19 protein-coding genes are annotated in these 17,321 nt (G+C 65.4%); 7 read left to right on the top strand and 12 right to left on the bottom strand.

Going from position 1 to position 17,321, the window contains the following annotated elements:
- Positions 1 to 115: 115 nt before the first annotated feature.
- Genes nth through V6M39_RS08560 form a run of 5 tightly spaced genes read left to right on the top strand, consistent with a single transcriptional unit; the run spans position 116 to position 4,132 of the window.
- Complete coding sequence (gene nth, locus V6M39_RS08580) at positions 116 to 835, top strand: endonuclease III (protein WP_332643403.1); 720 nt, start codon at positions 116 to 118, stop codon at positions 833 to 835.
- Positions 832 to 1,437 (top strand): TlpA family protein disulfide reductase, encoded by a 606-nt coding sequence (locus V6M39_RS08575; RefSeq protein WP_332643402.1) that lies wholly within the window; start codon positions 832 to 834, stop codon positions 1,435 to 1,437. Before nth ends, V6M39_RS08575 begins: the two co-directional genes overlap by 4 nt.
- The gene (locus tag V6M39_RS08570; protein ID WP_332643401.1) at positions 1,434 to 2,108 is read left to right on the top strand and encodes an NUDIX hydrolase; all 675 of its coding nucleotides are present in this window, start codon (positions 1,434 to 1,436) and stop codon (positions 2,106 to 2,108) included. The genes V6M39_RS08575 and V6M39_RS08570 overlap by 4 nt, the downstream gene beginning before the upstream one ends.
- Positions 2,105 to 3,277: a MarP family serine protease gene (locus V6M39_RS08565; protein ID WP_332643400.1), complete on the top strand. Its 1,173-nt coding sequence runs from the start codon at positions 2,105 to 2,107 to the stop codon at positions 3,275 to 3,277. The genes V6M39_RS08570 and V6M39_RS08565 overlap by 4 nt, the downstream gene beginning before the upstream one ends.
- A 33-nt stretch (positions 3,278 to 3,310) precedes the next feature.
- Positions 3,311 to 4,132, top strand: a complete 822-nt coding sequence (locus V6M39_RS08560) for a hypothetical protein (protein WP_332643399.1) — start codon at positions 3,311 to 3,313, stop codon at positions 4,130 to 4,132.
- Here the strand turns inward: V6M39_RS08560 and V6M39_RS08555 are convergent.
- The 11 genes from V6M39_RS08555 to V6M39_RS08505 all read right to left on the bottom strand — a co-directional run bounded on the left by V6M39_RS08555 (position 4,129) and on the right by V6M39_RS08505 (position 15,685).
- Complete coding sequence (locus tag V6M39_RS08555; RefSeq protein WP_332643398.1) at positions 4,129 to 4,521, bottom strand: phage holin family protein; 393 nt, start codon at positions 4,519 to 4,521, stop codon at positions 4,129 to 4,131. The two genes, V6M39_RS08560 and V6M39_RS08555, sit on opposite strands and share 4 nt — an antisense overlap.
- 36 nt (positions 4,522 to 4,557) lie before the next feature.
- Complete coding sequence (gene acs, locus V6M39_RS08550) at positions 4,558 to 6,534, bottom strand: acetate--CoA ligase (RefSeq protein WP_332643397.1); 1,977 nt, start codon at positions 6,532 to 6,534, stop codon at positions 4,558 to 4,560.
- A 113-nt stretch (positions 6,535 to 6,647) separates the two neighbouring features.
- On the bottom strand, positions 6,648 to 8,279 hold the full coding sequence (locus tag V6M39_RS08545; RefSeq protein ID WP_332643396.1) for a solute symporter family protein: 1,632 nt from the start codon (positions 8,277 to 8,279) through the stop codon (positions 6,648 to 6,650).
- Entirely contained in the window at positions 8,276 to 8,614 is a 339-nt protein-coding gene (locus V6M39_RS08540; RefSeq protein WP_332643395.1) for a DUF485 domain-containing protein, read from the bottom strand. The genes V6M39_RS08545 and V6M39_RS08540 overlap by 4 nt, the downstream gene beginning before the upstream one ends.
- 200 nt (positions 8,615 to 8,814) lie before the next feature.
- Positions 8,815 to 10,308 carry a sodium/solute symporter gene (locus V6M39_RS08535; protein WP_332643394.1) on the bottom strand — a complete coding sequence of 498 codons (1,494 nt, stop codon included), beginning with the start codon at positions 10,306 to 10,308 and terminating at the stop codon, positions 8,815 to 8,817.
- Positions 10,305 to 10,706, bottom strand: a complete 402-nt coding sequence (locus tag V6M39_RS08530) for a hypothetical protein (RefSeq protein WP_332643393.1) — start codon at positions 10,704 to 10,706, stop codon at positions 10,305 to 10,307. The genes V6M39_RS08535 and V6M39_RS08530 overlap by 4 nt, the downstream gene beginning before the upstream one ends.
- Entirely contained in the window at positions 10,703 to 11,449 is a 747-nt protein-coding gene (locus V6M39_RS08525; RefSeq protein ID WP_332643392.1) for a LytR/AlgR family response regulator transcription factor, read from the bottom strand. Before V6M39_RS08525 ends, V6M39_RS08530 begins: the two co-directional genes overlap by 4 nt.
- Positions 11,446 to 12,588, bottom strand: a complete 1,143-nt coding sequence (locus tag V6M39_RS08520) for a sensor histidine kinase (RefSeq protein ID WP_332643391.1) — start codon at positions 12,586 to 12,588, stop codon at positions 11,446 to 11,448. Before V6M39_RS08520 ends, V6M39_RS08525 begins: the two co-directional genes overlap by 4 nt.
- 33 nt (positions 12,589 to 12,621) lie before the next feature.
- Positions 12,622 to 13,296, bottom strand: coding sequence for a dethiobiotin synthase (gene bioD / locus V6M39_RS08515; protein ID WP_332643390.1), 675 nt, complete (start codon positions 13,294 to 13,296; stop codon positions 12,622 to 12,624).
- A complete protein-coding gene (locus tag V6M39_RS08510; protein ID WP_332643389.1) occupies positions 13,293 to 14,408 on the bottom strand; it encodes an 8-amino-7-oxononanoate synthase in 1,116 nt (371 codons plus the stop codon). The genes bioD and V6M39_RS08510 overlap by 4 nt, the downstream gene beginning before the upstream one ends.
- Positions 14,405 to 15,685, bottom strand: coding sequence for an adenosylmethionine--8-amino-7-oxononanoate transaminase (locus V6M39_RS08505; RefSeq protein WP_442880739.1), 1,281 nt, complete (start codon positions 15,683 to 15,685; stop codon positions 14,405 to 14,407). The genes V6M39_RS08510 and V6M39_RS08505 overlap by 4 nt, the downstream gene beginning before the upstream one ends.
- A 68-nt stretch (positions 15,686 to 15,753) precedes the next feature.
- Here V6M39_RS08505 and bioB point away from each other — a divergent pair, with 68 nt between their 5' ends.
- Positions 15,754 to 16,749: a biotin synthase BioB gene (bioB, locus tag V6M39_RS08500; RefSeq protein ID WP_332643387.1), complete on the top strand. Its 996-nt coding sequence runs from the start codon at positions 15,754 to 15,756 to the stop codon at positions 16,747 to 16,749.
- Positions 16,746 to 16,925 (top strand): biotin synthase auxiliary protein BsaP, encoded by a 180-nt coding sequence (gene bsaP / locus V6M39_RS18060; protein ID WP_442880738.1) that lies wholly within the window; start codon positions 16,746 to 16,748, stop codon positions 16,923 to 16,925. The genes bioB and bsaP overlap by 4 nt, the downstream gene beginning before the upstream one ends.
- 9 nt (positions 16,926 to 16,934) lie before the next feature.
- Here the strand turns inward: bsaP and V6M39_RS08495 are convergent.
- Positions 16,935 to 17,321 (bottom strand): phosphoenolpyruvate carboxykinase domain-containing protein (locus V6M39_RS08495; protein ID WP_332643386.1); only part of this gene is annotated, 387 nt, incomplete at its 5' end.

Raw genomic sequence — 17,321 nt, 5'->3', positions numbered from 1 at the left:
GGTCATGATTCCTTCTGTCCCTGTTGCATGGGTCACAGTGTGTGCACCCGCAGGAAGTTTCCCACATCAGGGCGGGTCATGCGGAGACACACGCTATCCACGTACGCTGGAGCGCGTGCCGACAGACCCGATCAGACCGGACACGGCACTCGTGCGCCGAGCCCGTCGAGTCAATCGAGTGCTGGCCGAGACCTACCCTGATGCGCGCTGCGAGCTCGACTTCTCCAACCCGTTCGAGCTGCTGATCGCCACTGTCCTGTCGGCGCAGACGACAGATCGCCGGGTCAACGCGATCACGCCGACCCTCTTCCGCGCCTATCCGGATGCGTTCGCACTGGCGGCCGCCGATCCCGAGGCGGTCGAGACGATCATCAAGCCCACGGGCTTCTTCCGCGCCAAGACCAAGAGCGTGCTCGGTCTGTCGGCTGCGCTCGTCGAACACCATGACGGTGTCGTGCCGGGGCGACTCGAAGATCTTGTGAAGCTGCCGGGTGTGGGTCGCAAGACCGCGTTCGTTGTGCTCGGCAATGCGTTCGGCGTACCCGGACTGACGGTCGACACTCACTTCGCCAGGCTGATCCGCCGCCTCGCGTTCGTGCCGCCTGAGATCGCCGCCGATCCGGTCAAGGCCGAACACGCAGTCGCCGCGATCTTCCCGCGCAAGGACTGGACGATGTTGAGCCACCACCTGATCTGGCACGGTCGCCGCTGCTGTCACGCCAAGAAGCCAGCCTGCGGCGCCTGCTCGGTGGCGCACTGGTGCCCGGCCTTCGGGACCGGACCGACAGATCCCGTCGAGGCAGCCAAGCTCGTGACGACCCAGGGCCCTGCATGAAGCGTGCAATTGCTGCGGCGCTGCTCCTGGCGCTGGCCGGATGCACGAGCGCGCCTCCCAGCGACAAGCCGACGTTCGGTGGGTCTGCTCCACCCGTCGACGAATCCGCGCTCGCGGCAGCCAAGGCCGAGGCCGGCATCGAGGACTGCCCAGCGAGCGAGGCCGCTGCCCCGGGCAAGAAAGCCCTGCCAGACATCACGCTCGACTGCCTCGGCGGCGGGAAGCGCGTCAATCTCTCAGGACTTGCCGGAACGCCGACCGTCATCAACCTCTGGGCGTCGTGGTGCGAGCCATGCCGCAAGGAGCTCCCGTTGCTCGCGAAGGCCGACAAGGAGTACGGCTCGTCGCTGCGCGTCCTCGGCGTTGACTTCGACGATCCTGCGCCCGACGACGCGATTGAGCTGCTCAAGGTGTCCGGTGTGACCTACCCGCAGCTGGTGGATCGCGACTCGGCGATCAGGACATCGTTCGCCGTCGTCGGTCTGCCGCAGACGGTATTTGTGGACGCACAGGGGAGAATGGTCGCCACGGAGCGCATACCGTTCCGCTCGTACGCCGACCTCACTGCTGCGATCAGCCGACACCTCGGAGTGACTTCATGACGGGCGAGACTGTGCCTGGCGAGTCTGTGCCTTCAGAAGCCCTGCCGGAGTGGCTGCGCCCCCTGGCTGAGCTCGCTGGATCGGTCGAGGCCGAGCAGCTGGCCCCGACGTTCCCGCATCCGCCGGACAGCGCCCGGCCGGCGGCCGTGCTGATGCTGTTTGCAGACGGCGTCGACGGACCCGAGCTGTTGCTCACCGAACGGGCGAGCACCCTGCGCAATCACGCCGGCCAGATTTCCTTTCCCGGCGGGGCGTCAGATCCGGGCGATGCCGATGCGGCTGCCACCGCATTGCGCGAGGCGCAGGAAGAAGTCGGTCTGGACCTGACGACTGTCGAGGTGTTCGGTGAGCTTCCCCCGCTGTGGGTCCCACCCAGCAACTACGCCGTCACCCCCGTGCTCGCCTACTGGCGCGAACCGCAACAGCTGCATCCTGTCGACACCGCTGAGGTCGGCGCGATCATCCACCATCCGATCCGTCTGCTCATGGACCCGTCCAACCGGTTCAGCGTCACCCATCCCTCGGGGTGGAAGGGTCCAGGATTCGACGTCGGCAGCGAAGTGCCGCTGTGGGGATTCACCGGCGGAATCATTTCTCGTCTGTTCGAACGTCTCGGCTGGGAACAGCCCTGGGACGACACCGTCACACGACCACTCCCGGAGATCATGTGAACAGCCTCGACCTACTGATCGTGCTCGTGCTGGTGGCGTACGCGATCTCTGGCTACTTCCAGGGCTTCGTGGTCAACCTCATCGCGACCGTCGGTCTGTTGTTCGGTGGTCTGCTTGCGATCGCGGTGGTTCCCAAGCTCATGTCGGGTCGTACGCCGACACTGACGACCTCACTGATTGCGCTGGGAGCGGTGATCGGCGCTGCCGCGATCGGCCAAGGCGTCGGCACGTATGTCGGGAGCAATCTGCGCGACGGAATGAGGTGGCGACCGCTGCGATGGGTCGACGCCGTCGCGGGCAGTGTGCTCAGCATGGTGGCTGTCCTGTGTGCTGCATGGGCCCTCGGCTACTCCGTGAGTGGTGCATCGATCCCCTATCTCTCCACCGCCTCCCGTGACTCGACGCTCCTCGAACGCGTCGACGGCGTCATGCCCACCCAGGCGAGCGATGTCCTTCGGGCGTTCAACGAGGTACTCGACTCCAATCTCTTCCCGCGCTACATCGATCCGTTCGAGAACGAGGAGATCAAGGCGGTCGCTCCACCCGACACGGCAACGCTCTCCAGCCCTGGAGTTCGCGAGGCCGCGGGCAGTGTGGTCAAGATTCTCGGTGAGGCTGAGTGCCGGCGCGGTATCGAAGGATCGGGCTTTGCGTACGCGCCTGAGCGCATCATGACGAATGCCCACGTGGTCGCGGGTGTCAGCGACCCGGTCGTGGTCATCGGTAGCCGTCGCCTCCCGGCCAGCGTGGTCGTGTTCGATGCCAAGCTCGACATTGCCGTGCTCCGGGTCGACGGTCTCAACCTCACCCCACTCGCCTTCGACTCGACCGGCGATCAGGGTGACGCTGCGGCAATCCTCGGCTTCCCCGAGAACGGTCCCTTCGACGCTCGTGCAGCTCGTATCCGCGGCAAGATGGATCTGCGCAGTCCAGACATCTACGACCGTGGCGAGACGGTTCGCGAGACATACTCGATCCGTGGGCTGGTGCGCTCCGGCAACTCCGGCGGGCCGCTCGTGTCCGAGGACGGCGATGTGTACGGCGTGATCTTCGCAGCGTCAGTGACCGACTCGTCGACGGGCTACGCTCTGACGGCTGACCAGGTGGCTTCGGACGCCAGCCAGGGACGCTCGTCCACGCGTGAGGTCTCGACCGGAAAGTGCGCGTGAGAAGACGATGCGCATGACAAGAGGGGGTGCCTGATGCGCCGACTCCTGGCGACGGGCTGTGTCGTCATTGCGATGCTCGCTGCGATCGTGACGCTGCCGCTGGCCTGGGTGGCGTCGAACATCGCTGATGAGGACGGCTACGTCGCCTTCACGTCTCCGATGGGTTCAGACCCGGAGCTGCAGAAGGCGTTCGCGGAGTACCTGACCGACTACTTCGTACGTGAGCAGGGACTTCCGAGCGCTGTGCAGGCGACGGCCGCAACTGTGCTCGCTGGTGCGGCGGCGAACGCCGCAAACGCCCCGGGATTCACGAAGGCTTGGGAGGAGTCGCAGCGGCGCTCGCATCGGCTGATGTTCGGGCCGAAGGCCAACCAGGACCGGCTCGCCGTTGACCTCGGACCCTTGGCGGACTTCACCGTCGATCGCGCGGCCACTGGCTTGCCGGTCGCGCTGCCGAAGCCCGGCAAGATCGTGCTTCAGGTCAACAACGAGTCGCAGCGCGAGGCGATCGACCAGATCGAGGCCACCAAGGACCGCAGCCAGGTCGGGTGGATCGTCGTCGCGGTGGCCGCCGCTTTGTCGTTGGTGTTCGCCAAACGACGGTCGACGGGTCTTGCGTGGCTCGGTGCCGGCGCGCTGGGGGTGGCCTTCGCGTTGAAGGCGGTCACGAGCTACGGGGTGCCCAACATCCTCGACAAGACGCCAGCGCCATCTGGATTCGCCCGCACCTTGCAGAAGCTTCTGGCCGATCGGGCCGCCGACTCGTTGGGTCAGTGGTTGCTGTGGCTCACGATCGCCGGAGTCGCCGCGATCGTCGCCGGGGTGCTCCTACGGGTGTCGACCGGCAAGAGCTAGGAACGCCGTCCGCGGAGAGCCGCGGGGATCGCCTTCGCCGAGGCGATGGTCTTGGTCGGCGCCTTGATCTTCTTGATCGAGTAGATGCCGACGGCGACCAGCAGCAAGGCCAGCAGAAGGTACGCGCCCGTGACGATCAGGAACGCCCAGGCGGCGTGCATCCCCGTCATGGTCAGGAAGTACGCGGCGGTGATCGACAGCAGGATGACCATCAGCAGCACGATGAATCCCGCAACGGCGAACAGCCCTGCAGCGAGTCCGCCCGAGATGGCGCTGCTCTTGAGCTCGGACTTGGCCAGCGCAATCTCCGACTGTACGAGTGCGGAGACATCGCGGCTGGCATCAGCAACCAGACGTCCGATCGTGGGGTCGTCCTGCGCAGAGCTCATGGTCTGACCCTACAAGTGCTGGTTTGTCCGCGCAGGTCAGTCCTCATCCTTGGAAGTCTGCATGCCCGTCGAGATCAGGTCCATGACCGACGAGTCGGCGAGTGTCGTGGCGTCGCCGACCGTACGGTTTTCGGCGACATCGCGCAGAAGGCGACGCATGATCTTGCCTGAACGCGTCTTCGGCAGCTCGGCGACAACGAGGATCCGTTTGGGCTTGGCGATCGCACCGATCTCCTTGGCGACGTGGTCGCGGAGCTCCTTCACGACGTCCTCACCACCATCACCGGCGGACTCGCGCAGGATCACGAACGCGACAGGCGCCTGACCGGTCATGTCGTCGGTGGCGCCGACGACAGCCGCTTCGGCGACCTTCGGGTGTGACACGAGTGCCGACTCGATCTCGGTTGTCGACAGGCGGTGACCCGAGACGTTCATGACGTCGTCGACGCGGCCCATCAGCCAGATGTCGCCATCTTCGTCCTTCTTGGCACCGTCGCCGGCGAAGTACATGTTCTGGAAGCGCGACCAGTAGGTCTCCTTGAACCGTTCGTCGTCGCCCCAGATCGTACGGAGCATCGACGGCCACGGCTCGGTGACGACGAGGTAGCCGCCCTCGCCGTTGCCGACTGGCTTGCCGGCGTCGTCGACGACATCGGCGCTGATGCCGGGAAGCGGGGTCATCGCGGACCCGGGCTTGCCGGACGTGACACCGGGCAGCGGGCTGATCATGATCGCACCGGTCTCGGTCTGCCACCACGTGTCGACGATCGGTGCCTGGTCGCCACCGATGTGCTCGCGATACCACATATAGGCCTCGGGGTTGATGGACTCACCCACCGAGCCGAGCAGCCGCAGCGAGCTCAGGTCGTACTCGGCAGGGATCTGCTCGCCCCACTTCATGAACGTACGGATCGCGGTCGGTGCGGTGTAGAACTGCGTCACCTTGAGGTCCTGGATGATCTCCCACCAGCGACCCTTGTGCGGGGAGTCTGGGGTGCCTTCGTACATGACCTGCGTGACGCCATTGGCGAGCGGCCCGTAGACGATGTAGGAGTGGCCGGTGACCCAGCCGACGTCTGCAGTGCACCAGTAGATGTCGGTCTCGGGCTTGGTGTCGAAGACGGCCCAGTACGTGTAGGTGCAGCCGACCATGTAGCCACCAGTGGTGTGGAGGATGCCCTTGGGCTTGCCGGTCGTGCCCGACGTGTACATGACGTAGAGCGGGTGCTCCGAATCGAACATCTCGGGAGTGTGGTCCTCGGACGACTCATCAACCAACTCGTGCCACCACACGTCGATGTCACTGTTGAAGGCGACGTCCTGACCGGTGCGGCGGACCACGAGGACGTTCTCGACCAGGCCGATGTTGTCGTTGTCGATCTTGATGAGGGCTTCGTCGACCGCGGGCTTGAGCGCCGAGGCGGCTCCGCGCCGGTAGCCGCCATCGGACGTTATGACGAGCTTGGCCCCGCAGTCGACGATGCGGCTGGCCAGGGCGTCTGAGGAGAACCCACCGAACACCACGGTGTGAGGGGCGCCAAGGCGCGCACACGCCAGCATTGCGATAACGGCCTCCGGGATCATCGGCAGATAGATCGCCACACGGTCGCCCGCCACGATGCCGAGCTCTTCGATGGCATTGGCGGCACGACAGACCTCGTCCTTGAGCTCCGCGTATGTGAAGTCGCGGGTGTCGTCTGCCGGCTCGCCGACCCAGTGCAGCGCAACCCGGTCGCCGTTCCCAGCTTCAACGTGGCGGTCGACGCAGTTGTAGGACGCGTTGAGCGTTCCGCCGACAAACCACTTGGCGAATGGGGGGTTGGTCCAGTCGAGCACCTCGTCGAACGGGGTACCCCAGCTGATGCGCTCAGCCTGCTCGGCCCAGAAGCCAAGGCGGTCCGAGGCGGCGCGTTCGTACGCCTCAGCCTTGAGGTTGGCATGGGCCGCCAGATCCGCAGGGGGATCGAAATGACGGTCCTCGTTGGACAGGTTGCTGATGGCTTGCTCGCTCACGAACTGCTCCTCTATCGACTACTTGCATTGTGTCGCAACCACAAGGTGGCTGCGACGGGGTTGCATCGAGGTTGCGGCCCGGAGACAGTTGTCCCCGGGCCGCATCCCCCGCCTTACTTCTCGGCGCCTGCGCCAGTCATGGCGCGTACGTCGAGCTCGATGTACCGCGCTTCTGCCTCAGGCTCTCTGGACGTCACAGTGCCCAGCCAGCCGAAGAAGAATCCGAGCGGGATCGAGATGATGCCCGGATTGGCCAGCGGGAACCAGCTGAAGTCAGCTCCCGTGATCATGGCCGTCTCCGAGCCGGACACGACTGGCGAGAAGATCACCAGTCCGACGCACGAGATCAGTCCGCCGTAGATGCTCCAGACCGCTCCGCGGGTGTTGAACCGCTTCCAGAACAAGTTGTAGAGCAGCGCCGGCAGGTTGGCCGAGGCCGCGACTGCGAAGGCCAACGCCACCAGGAAGGCGATGTTGAGCTTCTGCGCCGGGATCGAGAGCGCGATTGCGACGCCACCGATGATGAACGCGGCGACACGAGCGACCTTGACTTCCTGCTTCTCGGTGACCTTGCCGCGCTTCCACACGTTGGCGTACAGGTCGTGTGCGACCGACGATGCCGAGGTCAGCGTGAGTCCCGCCACGACCGCGAGGATCGTTGCGAACGCCACTGCTGAGATCAGAGCCAGCAGCACTGCGCCGCCAGTCGACCCGGAGCCTCCGCCGACAGCTTCTGCCAGCAACGGCGAAGCGAGGTTGCCGCCAGAATCCACGATCTTCTGTTTCGCATCACCCGTGACCAGTGCAGCAGCACCGAAGCCCAGAACAAGCGTCATCAGGTAGAACGAACCGATGAGGCCGATGGCCCAAAGGACTGACTTGCGGGCCTGACGGGCCGTTGGGACGGTGTAGAAGCGGATCAGGATGTGCGGCAGACCTGCCGTACCCAGGACCAATGCAAGTCCGAGCGAGATGAAGTCGATCTTGCTTTCGGTCGAGACGCCGTACTTCAGACCCGGTTCGAGGAACGCCTTGCCGACGCCACTCTGGTCGGCAGCCGTGCCGAGCATGTCCGAGATGTTGAAGTTGAACTTGGCGAGCACGAGGATCGTGATCAGGATCGTGCCGCCCATGAGCAGCACCGCCTTGACGATCTGGACCCATGTGGTGCCGCGCATACCGCCGACGACCACGTAGAAGATCATCAGGGCACCGACACCGGCGATCGTGAGGTTCTTGGCAGTGTCGGAACTGACTCCGAGAAGGAGTGCCACCAACGCACCGGCACCGACCATCTGCGCGAGCAGATAGAAGATCGACACGACGACGGTGGAGGTTGCAGCTGCCGTGCGTACGGGGCGTTGCCGCATACGGAACGCCAACTGATCAGCCATCGTGAAGCGGCCTGAGTTTCGCAGCAGCTCCGCGACCAGCAGCAGGGCGACGAGCCATGCCACGAGGAAGCCGATCGAGTAGAGGAAGCCGTCGTAGCCAGAGAGCGCGATGGCTCCCGAGATGCCGAGGAATGATGCCGCCGACATGTAGTCACCCGCAACGGCGAAGCCGTTCTGGGCACCGGTGAAGCTTCGTCCGCCTGCGTAGTAGTCGGAGGCAGTCTTGTTGTTGCGGCTGGCCCACATCGTGATGCCGACCGTGATCAACACGATGACCACGAACAGCGATCCGGTTAGGGCTTGGTTGCCGCCTTCATCTGCCGCCCGGAGGACGGTGTCGAGTGTGCTCATCGCTCGATCTCCTCTTCATACTCATGGCGAAGTCTGTCGGCGATGGGATCCATGCGACGTGCCGCGAACCGTGCGTACCAGATGGCGATTCCGAACGTCGTCACGAACTGAAGCAGTCCGAAGACCAGGGCCACATTGATGTTGCCGAATAGCGTGTGCGCCATGAAGTCGTGCGCATAGATGGAGAGCAGGACAAAGAGCAGGTACCAGACCATGAACGCGATGGTCAGCGGCACGACGAAGCCGAAGTAGGAACGCTTGAGCTCGGCGAACTCGTCTGTGGCGTGTATCCGTTGATAGGCCGCATGGGCCTCGGTTGACACTTTTTGGGCCACCGTGGGTCACCTCTTTCATGAAGGCTCGGTGGCGCGGAGCGCGCCACCACCCCTGAACGTAGGGAGCCCTGGAGGTGTGAGCCAGATCACGAGTACCCTGGTGCGACCGGGTTAGACGGACCTGCGGCATACGGTCGCCGTCCTGCGCTGAACGGTAGGCAAAACGCGCCGAACGGCAGTGGTTGTTTCCGGAATGCCCGTCAGAATCGGCGGTCTACGTCGAGGCGCTCTGGCGTGTGCAGGCGCACCATCGTGCGCGCCACGTTCGTCGGTATGTCCGCTCGGGTGAGCAGCGAGACGCCGACCATCAGGGCGAAGCCAACGGGAACGGACCACGCGGCAGGTTGGCTCATCAGCAGCCCGAACCACCCTTCCGGTTGGCGGGCAATCGTGAGAACGGGAGCGACGCCGGCGCAGAGTCCGCCGCCGATCAGACCGGCAATCGCACCCTTCGCGGTCAACCCACGCCACCAGATGCCGAGCACCAGGAGTGGGCAGAACGTCGAGGCCGCGAGCGCGAATGCGAAGGTCACCGAGTTGGCGACCGGGAGCCGATCGGCCGTCAGGGCCAGCACGAGCGGAACCATCACGCAGCCGACCGCAGCCAGCCGCAGGCCGGTGATCGTGGAGATTGCGCCCGTGCGCGCGAGTCCCTGGCCGACGACACCCGCAATCGACATCGTCAGACCCGATGACGTGGACAGGAACGCGCCAAACGCGCCGGCGGTGAGGAGTGCGCCGAGCAGCTCGCCGGTCGTACCGCCGACCATGCGGGACGGCAGCTCGAGCACCACCGCATCGGCCCGTCCGGCGCTGATCAGGTCGCTGGCGTAGATGCGGCCGAGCACGCCATAGATGGTGGGTAGGAGGTAGAACCCGCCGAGGAGTGCGAGCACGATGAGCGTGGTTCGCCGGGCCGCGTGGCCGTCAGGGTTGGTATAGAAGCGGACCACCACGTGGGGCAGGCCCATCGTGCCGAGGAACGTTGCGATCAGTACGGAGTACGTCGCGTACAGGCCCATCGCGTCGGACTCGCCGAACGGTGCGAACCAGGCGTCCGGCGCCACGGGTGATGGTTGCCCGTCGGAGGTCCACGCGTGGAGGAGGAAGAACACGGGAACGAGCAGCGCGGTGAGCTTGAGCCAGTACTGGAACGCCTGGACGAACGTGATGCTCCGCATGCCGCCGGACACCACGTTGATCACGACGATGACCGCCACCAGCACCGTGCCGACCCAACCGGGAGCGCCGGTGACCGTACGCATCGTCAGACCGGCGCCCTGGAACTGCGGCATCAGATAGAGCCAACCGACGCCGACAACGAGGAGCGTCGCGATACGTCGCACGCCAACGGACTGCAGTCGTACCTGCGCGAAGTCCGGGATCGTGTACGCGCCCGACCGCCGAAGCGGTGCGGCGACGAACACCAGCAGCAGCAAATAGCCCGTGGTCCAGCCGATCGGGTACCAGAGCATGTCCGCGCCATGGGCCAGCACCAGCCCGGCCACGCCGAGGAACGAGGCCGCTGACAAGTACTCGCCACCGATGGCCGAGCTGTTGAGCACAGGACTCACCGAGCGTGACGCGACATAGAAGTCGCTGGTCGTACGGCTGACCCGCAGTCCGAACGCACCGATGGCCAGGGTGGCCAGCGCGACCAGGGTGATGGCGACGATCCCGTACGTGGCATTCATGAAGAGTCGTCCTGGCGCTGTGGCTCTACGAGTTCGGTGAAGTCCTGCTCCGCGCGTTCGACTTGACGGAGGTAGACCCAGCCGAGCAGCAGCAACGCGGGATAGACGAGGACGCCGAGGACGATCCATGGCAGCGGTATGCCGCTGATGGTGAACTCGGTGACTGAGTCGAAGGCGAGGAATACGAGTGGGAGTGCGCCAATCGACAGGATCAATGTCGTGGTGACTGTCAGGGCAGCCCTCAGCTGCGATCGGATGAGCGATCGCATGTAGACCTCGCCGACGCCGGTCGACTCATCGATCTCCTGCTGAACACTTCGTCGTACGTGGGCAGGCGCCGAGGTCAGCGGGTTGGTGACTCGTACGCGCCCGGTGTAGACGCGCGGTTCGTCGGTCACTGGGCGCGTTCCTGGATGCGTTCGCGTACGCCTCGTACGTGTCGCCGAGCAACCTGCAGCTCAACGAGCTCGGCGCCGTACGGGACCACGATGCTGCAGCGTCCCGACACCATCCGCACCTCGCGCACGTGAGAAAGGTTGATCACGGTGCTCCGGTGGATGCGTACGAATCCGGCCTCGTCCCAATCCTCGGCGAGCGCGCCCAAGGGCGTGCGGATCAGGTGACTCGAGCCGTCGAGCAGATGCAACCGGACATAGTCGCCCTGTGCCTCGGCGTAGGTCACTGATCTGCGCGACACGAAGCGCGTGACGCCACCCAGCTCGACGGCGATGGTGTCATCGGGTTTGGCCTGGCTCGGCGTGCCGTCGTCGCGCGCGCGGCGCACACTCTCGCGCAGTCGCTCCTCGCGGATGGGCTTGAGCAGGTAGTCGACGGCGTTCAGCTCGAACGCGTCTACGGCGTGCGCTTCGTGAGCAGTGACGAACACAATGCGTGGCGGATGCTTGAAGCGGGTGAGAACCTTGGCAATTTCGAGGCCGGTGAGCCCAGGCATCACGACGTCGAGGAAGACGAGGTCGACATCGCCAACTTCGAGGAGCCGGAGTGCGTCGGTGGCGGATTGGGCGGCGCGTACGGACGCAATGCGCTCGTCCCGACCGAGGAGCCACACCAGCTCATCGAGCACGGGTTGCTCGTCATCGACGACGAGTGCGTGCAGTCCCATGCGCTGATCCTCACTCATGAAGCGCTCACCTCGGCTCCGGGGGCGAACTTGGGGATGCGCAGAATAACCTTCGTTCCGTGACCAGGCGCAGTCTCGACAACGATGCCGTAGTCATTGCCGTAGACGGTACGTAGTCGCTCGTCGACGTTGGCCAAGCCGACTGACGCGCTCGTGGTTCGGCCGACCAATGCGTCGCGGACGATGTCTGGATCCACGCCGACGCCGTCGTCCTCGATCGTGATGAGGCACTCGGTGCCTGAGTCGAGGGCGACAACCGTGATCGTCCCGTCTCCGGCCTTGCGCTCAAGGCCGTGGCGGATCGCATTCTCGACGAGTGGCTGAACTGAAAGGAATGGCAGCGTCACGCTGAGCACTTCGGGCGCCACGCGGGTGACCACCCTCAGGCGATCACCGAAGCGCGCCTTCTCGAGCACGAGGTAGCGCTCGATCGATCGCAGTTCCTCGGCGAGCGTGGTGAACTCGCCGTGTTCGCGAAACGAGTAGCGGGTGAAGTCGGCGAACTCGAGCAACAGCTCACGGGCCCGCTCGGGGTCGGTGCGCACGAACGAGGCGATCGCGCCCAATGAGTTGTAGATGAAATGCGGAGAGATCTGGGCACGGAGTGCACGAAGCTCGGCCTCCATCAGCGCGGTACGGGACTCCGACAGCTCGGCCAGCTCCAGCTGGCTCGACATCCAGCGTGCAACCTCGGTTGTGGCACGGGCGAGACCGGCCGAAGCCTCGTCGCTCATCACGACAATGCTTCCGACGACACGGTTCTCGACCGACAGGGGAGCGACGATCGCGCGATCAGAGGCCTGAGTCGTTCCGCTCTTGAGCGCCTGAGTCATCAGCTCGGCGACATCGACGGCGTCGCCAGGACCGTCCCAGGCGAGGGGCCCGTGGATGTCGGTGATCGCCGCCGTGGGGCTGCCCAGCAGAGCCCTTAGGTGTGGGAGTGCCTGGGCCGCGCTCTCGGCATTCAGTCCTCGTCGCAGCGACGGTGCCGCGAGAGATGCAGTGTGCAGAGTCGCGTACGTCGCACGGTCGGCCGCCGTTCCGAGGCTGCGTCGCCGGGTCAGAAGACGCCACCGTACGAAAGCCGCTACGGCGATCAACGCGACCGTCGCGGCAGCCGCGGTAGCGAAGTTGTCCATCCGTGGACGCTACTGCCTACCCGCGCGCGGCTCCTAGTCGAAGGCGAACCAGGTGAGCGCCTGCGCGCGGAACTCCGCGCGGGACAGGGCGCCCGCACCAGCGGGTATGCGCCCTGACGTCGGCAGGCCGGTGACCTGAGGCAGATCGATGCGGTTGGCGATGGAGGCCAGGTCGGGTTCGGCGGCGCACGAGCCGATCACCAGCACCGGCTGGATGCCTGCGGTGCCCAATCTTTCGACGGTCAGCGCGAAGTGATTGAGCGAGCCGAGGCCTTCGCTGCCGACCACGACGACGTCGGCCTCCAGGTCGGTGGCGAGGTCGAGGATGGTCCGGCCATTCCCGTCGAGATGGACCAGCAGTCCGCCAGCCCCCTCGACCAGCACCACCTCCGCATCGATCGCGCGAATCGCATCCACGTACGAGTCGAGCGACGGCAGATCGGCTTGGTCGAGCCGTGCCGCAGCGACCGGGGCGAGCGGCGGCTTCAGGCGAGCGAACTCATGGGTCGCGGTCACGCCCGTGAGACGGGCGACTTCCTCGAGATCGGTGGGCTCGCCGGTCGCGATGCCGGTCTGCACAGGCTTCACCACGGCTACGGACAGTCCGCGCTCCTCGAGTGCCACCGCCAGTGCTGCCGTTGCGATCGTCTTGCCGACTCCCGTGTCGGTGCCGGTGACAACCACAAACTTCGAGCCCGGAAAGGTCATTGAGTCACCGACTCGATGACCTTGCACGCTGTCGCCAGCTGCTGATCGTCGAGACCAGCCGTCGCGGTGATGCGAAGCCGGCTGATGCCGTCGGGCACCGACGGGGGTCGGAAGCAGCCGACTCGTACGCCAAGACGTGCGGCCTCTGCCTGGGCGGCAAGTGCCTCGCGGGGTCCCGCCATCGGCACCGACAGAACAGCGCCGGCGACGGGCGCGACACCGGCTGCCTGCGCGAGCTCCGCTGCGACGAGGTTGACTCGCTCGACGCGGGCAGGTTCGGACTGCACGATCCGGATCGCCTCGGTCGCCGCCGCTGTCGCTGCTGGCGCAAGACCCGTGTCGAAGATGAACGGTCGCGCCCGGTTGACCAGATGGTCGATGACGGCGGGGCTCCCGAGTACTGCACCTCCCTGGCTGCCGAGTGCCTTCGAGAGCGTCATGGTGACGACGATGTCGTCGCGTTCCGCCAGACCGAGCTCATGGACAAGGCCACGCCCGCCACCTGCGACACCGATTCCGTGGGCCTCGTCGACCAGGAGGATCGCGTCGAATCTCTCGCACAGGGCTGCGAGCTCGGGCAGCGGTGCATCGTCGCCGAGGACGGAGTAGATCGACTCGGCCAGCACCATCGCGCGCGACTGGGTGCGTTGGCTCAGCGCCTGCTCGACCGCATCGACATCGTTGTGCGCCACGACGTGCACGGTTCCGCGTGACAACCGGCAAGCGTCGACCAGGGAAGCGTGGATGTGTGCGTCCGAGATCAGCAGGGTGTCGGCGTCAGTCAGGGCGGTGACGGCGCTGAGGTTGGCGTGATAGCCGGTCGAATGGACGAGTGCGGCGGGCTGGCCCGTCAAGGCGCTGAGTGCATCCTCGAGCTCACTGTGGACGGCAAGTGTGCCCGTGACCAGCCGCGATGCCCCGGCCCCGGCACCCCAGGCGACGGCTGCAGACGAGGCAGCCGCCGTGACGCGCGCATCGCGTACCAACCCGAGGTAGTCGTTGCCGGCGAGGTCGAGCAGATCGCTGTCGATGTCTCGCGGCTTGAGTGAACGTACGAGACCGTCACTCTCGCGTTGCTGCGCAGCTGCAGACAGCCAGTCGTTGAGGCTCATGCTGCACCCGCCGCAGCCACGAGGGCTGCGGTGATGTCAGCAAGCTCAGCGTCAGTGCAGATGTATGGCGGCATCGTGTAGATCAGATCGCGGAACGGCCGGACCCATACGCCGTGGTCGAGTGCGATCGCCGTTGCGGCAGCGACATCGACGGGACGATCGAGCTGGATCACCCCGACAGCGCCGAGCGTACGTACGTCGGCGACGTGCTCAAGCTCCGCAGCGGGCGCGAGCCCCTGGGTCAGCACGGTGTTGATCCGGGCGATGTTGGCTTGCCAGTCCGAGGCGGTCAGCAGGTCGAGGTTGGCGGAGGCGACGGAGCACGCGAGCGGATTGCCCATGTAGGTCGGACCGTGCATCAGAGCGCCGGACTCGGACGCGTCGATACTTGCCGCCACCTCGCTGCTGCACAACACGGCGGCGAGCGTCAGGTAGCCGCCTGTCAGGGCCTTGCCGACACACATGATGTCCGGAGTGACTCCGGCATGGTCGCCACCGAACATCGTTCCCGTCCGCCCAAAGCCAGTGGCGATCTCGTCGTGGATCAGCAGCCAGCCATGCTCATCTGCCTGGGCCCGGAGCCAGGTGAGGACCTCGGGCGGGTAGACGTACATGCCGCCGGCGCCCTGTAGCACCGGCTCGACGATGACGGCCGCGATGGTGTCGGCGTGGCCGTCGAGCATCGTTGACGCTTCGGTGATCCACGCGGTGATGTCGGCGTCGATCCCTGCCGGGGGCCGTGGCAGGAAGATCTGCTGGGGCAGGACGTCGGCGAACATTGAGTGCATTCCGCCGACTGGATCGCACACGCTCATCGCGCCGAAGGTGTCGCCGTGATAGCCACCCGCAATCGTGACGAGTTGAGTGCGTTCGGGTCGGCCACGTCCGCGCTGACACTGCAGAGCCATTTTGATCGCGACCTCGACCGAAACCGATCCCGAGTCCGCGAAGAACACCTTGTCGAGGCCGCCGGGCGCGAGATCGATGAGCCGTCGGCCGAGCTCGATGGCGGGCTGATGGGTCAAGCCGCCGAACATGACGTGCGCCATCTTGTCGAGCTGCTCGCGTACGGCTCGATCCAACGAAGGGTGCCGATAGCCGTGGATCGCGGCCCACCAGGACGACATCGCGTCGATCGGTGCGCGCCCATCGTCGAGTGTCAGACGTACGCCCTGCGCGGAACGTACGAGGATTGGAGCGGTTTCCGAGGTCATCGGCGCATAGGGGTGCCACAGGTGGTCGCGATCGAAATCGAGCAAGGCGTCCATGGCGTTGATCAGGCTATCCCTCCAGATTGTGGGGTGCGCCACCGCACCTGAACAGTGTTCAGGATAGATTCCTCCGCATGACCGACGTACTCCAGATTGCGCGCGACCACGTCCTCGAGCAGGGCCTCGGCCTCAGTGAAGAGCACCTCGTCCAGATCCTCCAGCTCCCCGACGACCAGATCCCCGAGCTGCTCGAGCTCGCGCACGCGGTGCGTATGAAGTGGTGCGGACCAGAGGTCGAGGTCGAGGGCATCGTGTCGCTCAAGACGGGCGGTTGCCCCGAGGATTGCCACTTCTGCAGCCAGTCGGGTCAGTTCCAGTCGCCGGTCCGCGCCGTTTGGCTCAACATCCCCGAGCTCGTCGAGGCAGCCAAGGAAACCGCCAAGACCGGCGCCAGCGAGTTCTGCATCGTGGCTGCCGTACGCGGTCCCGACCAGCGCCTGATGGACCAGGTCCGCGAAGGCATCAAGGCCATCCAGGCTGAGGTCGACATCAACATCGCCTGCTCGCTGGGCATGCTGACGCAGGCGCAGGTCGACGAGTTCGTCGAGATGGGCGTGCACCGCTACAACCACAACCTCGAGGCGGCGAAGTCATACTTCCCGCGGGTCGTCAGCACGCACTCGTACGAGGAGCGTTGGGACACCTGCCTGATGGTCCGCGAGGCCGGTATGGAGCTGTGCTGCGGTGGGCTTGTCGGCATGGGCGAAACGCTCGAGCAGCGCGCCGAGCTCGCCGTTCAGCTTGCTGAGCTGCGACCCCACGAGGTTCCGCTCAACTTCCTGAACCCCCGCCCCGGCACACCATTCGGCGACCAGGAGCTCATGAGCTCGCAGGATGCGCTGCGTACGATCGCGGCTTTCCGTCTCGCGATGCCGCACACGATCTTGCGCTATGCGGGTGGCCGCGAGCTCACGCTCGGTGATCTTGGTACACGAGAAGGTCTTCTCGGTGGAGTCAACGCCGTCATCGTCGGCAACTACCTGACGACGCTGGGCCGCGACGCCAACGAGGACACTGACCTGCTGGTAGAGCTCGGCATGCCGATCAAGGAACTCCAGAAGACGCTGTGACGTACTGCGGCCATTGCGGTGAAGACGCCAGCGTTGGTGATCACCTCCGCTGCGACGAGCTCCTACTGATGGAGCCGCCGCGCTTCTGCACCAGCTGTCGTCGGCGCATGGTCGTTCAGGTCCTGCCCAACGGATGGAGCGCTCGCTGCATTGAGCACGGAGTGCGTACCTCCTGAGGGGTTAGCTCAGGCGCGTTCCTGCTCAAGAGCAGCAGCGACTCGGCGGTGCGCTTCCCAGATCTCCTCAGGCAGGTTGTCGAACTGCTTGAGGTGCTCTTCGCGGAAGCCCATTTCCTGGATCCAACGCTCGTTGTCGATCGTGAGGATCGTCTCGAGGTCTTCAGGAGTGATGTCAACGCCGTCGAGGTTGAGCTCCTCGGCCGTCGGGATGATGCCGACGGGCGTCTGGCGGCCGGTGACCTCGCCGTTCTTGAGCTGCAGGAGCCACAGGAGCGGGCGCAAGTTGTCGCGGTAGCCGGGCCACAGGTAGTGACCGTCCTCGGGATCGCGCTGGAACCAGTTGACGTGCGCGAACAGCGGCAGGTCCTTCGCCGCACCCACGATCTTGAGGTA

The organism is Aeromicrobium sp. (genome assembly GCF_036675695.1).
In the GTDB taxonomy this organism is placed as follows: Bacteria; Actinomycetota; Actinomycetes; order Propionibacteriales; family Nocardioidaceae; genus Aeromicrobium.
Note: the sequence above shows the minus strand (reverse complement) of the source record. Positions and strands in the feature narration are given on the sequence as shown.

What these genes read in the sequence shown, in the direction of transcription:
- V6M39_RS08575 (WP_332643402.1), top strand. Translation starts at nt 832, where the DNA reads ATGAAGCGTGCAATTGCTGCGGCGCTGCTCCTGGCGCTGGCCGGATGC.
- V6M39_RS08570 (WP_332643401.1), top strand. Translation starts at nt 1,434, where the DNA reads ATGACGGGCGAGACTGTGCCTGGCGAGTCTGTGCCTTCAGAAGCCCTG.
- V6M39_RS08560 (WP_332643399.1), top strand. Translation starts at nt 3,311, where the DNA reads ATGCGCCGACTCCTGGCGACGGGCTGTGTCGTCATTGCGATGCTCGCT.
- V6M39_RS08555 (WP_332643398.1), bottom strand. Translation starts at nt 4,521, where the DNA reads ATGAGCTCTGCGCAGGACGACCCCACGATCGGACGTCTGGTTGCTGAT.
- V6M39_RS08545 (WP_332643396.1), bottom strand. Translation starts at nt 8,279, where the DNA reads ATGAGCACACTCGACACCGTCCTCCGGGCGGCAGATGAAGGCGGCAAC.
- V6M39_RS08535 (WP_332643394.1), bottom strand. Translation starts at nt 10,308, where the DNA reads ATGAATGCCACGTACGGGATCGTCGCCATCACCCTGGTCGCGCTGGCC.
- V6M39_RS08525 (WP_332643392.1), bottom strand. Translation starts at nt 11,449, where the DNA reads ATGAGTGAGGATCAGCGCATGGGACTGCACGCACTCGTCGTCGATGAC.
- V6M39_RS08520 (WP_332643391.1), bottom strand. Translation starts at nt 12,588, where the DNA reads ATGGACAACTTCGCTACCGCGGCTGCCGCGACGGTCGCGTTGATCGCC.
- bioD (WP_332643390.1), bottom strand. Translation starts at nt 13,296, where the DNA reads ATGACCTTTCCGGGCTCGAAGTTTGTGGTTGTCACCGGCACCGACACG.
- V6M39_RS08510 (WP_332643389.1), bottom strand. Translation starts at nt 14,408, where the DNA reads ATGAGCCTCAACGACTGGCTGTCTGCAGCTGCGCAGCAACGCGAGAGT.
- bioB (WP_332643387.1), top strand. Translation starts at nt 15,754, where the DNA reads ATGACCGACGTACTCCAGATTGCGCGCGACCACGTCCTCGAGCAGGGC.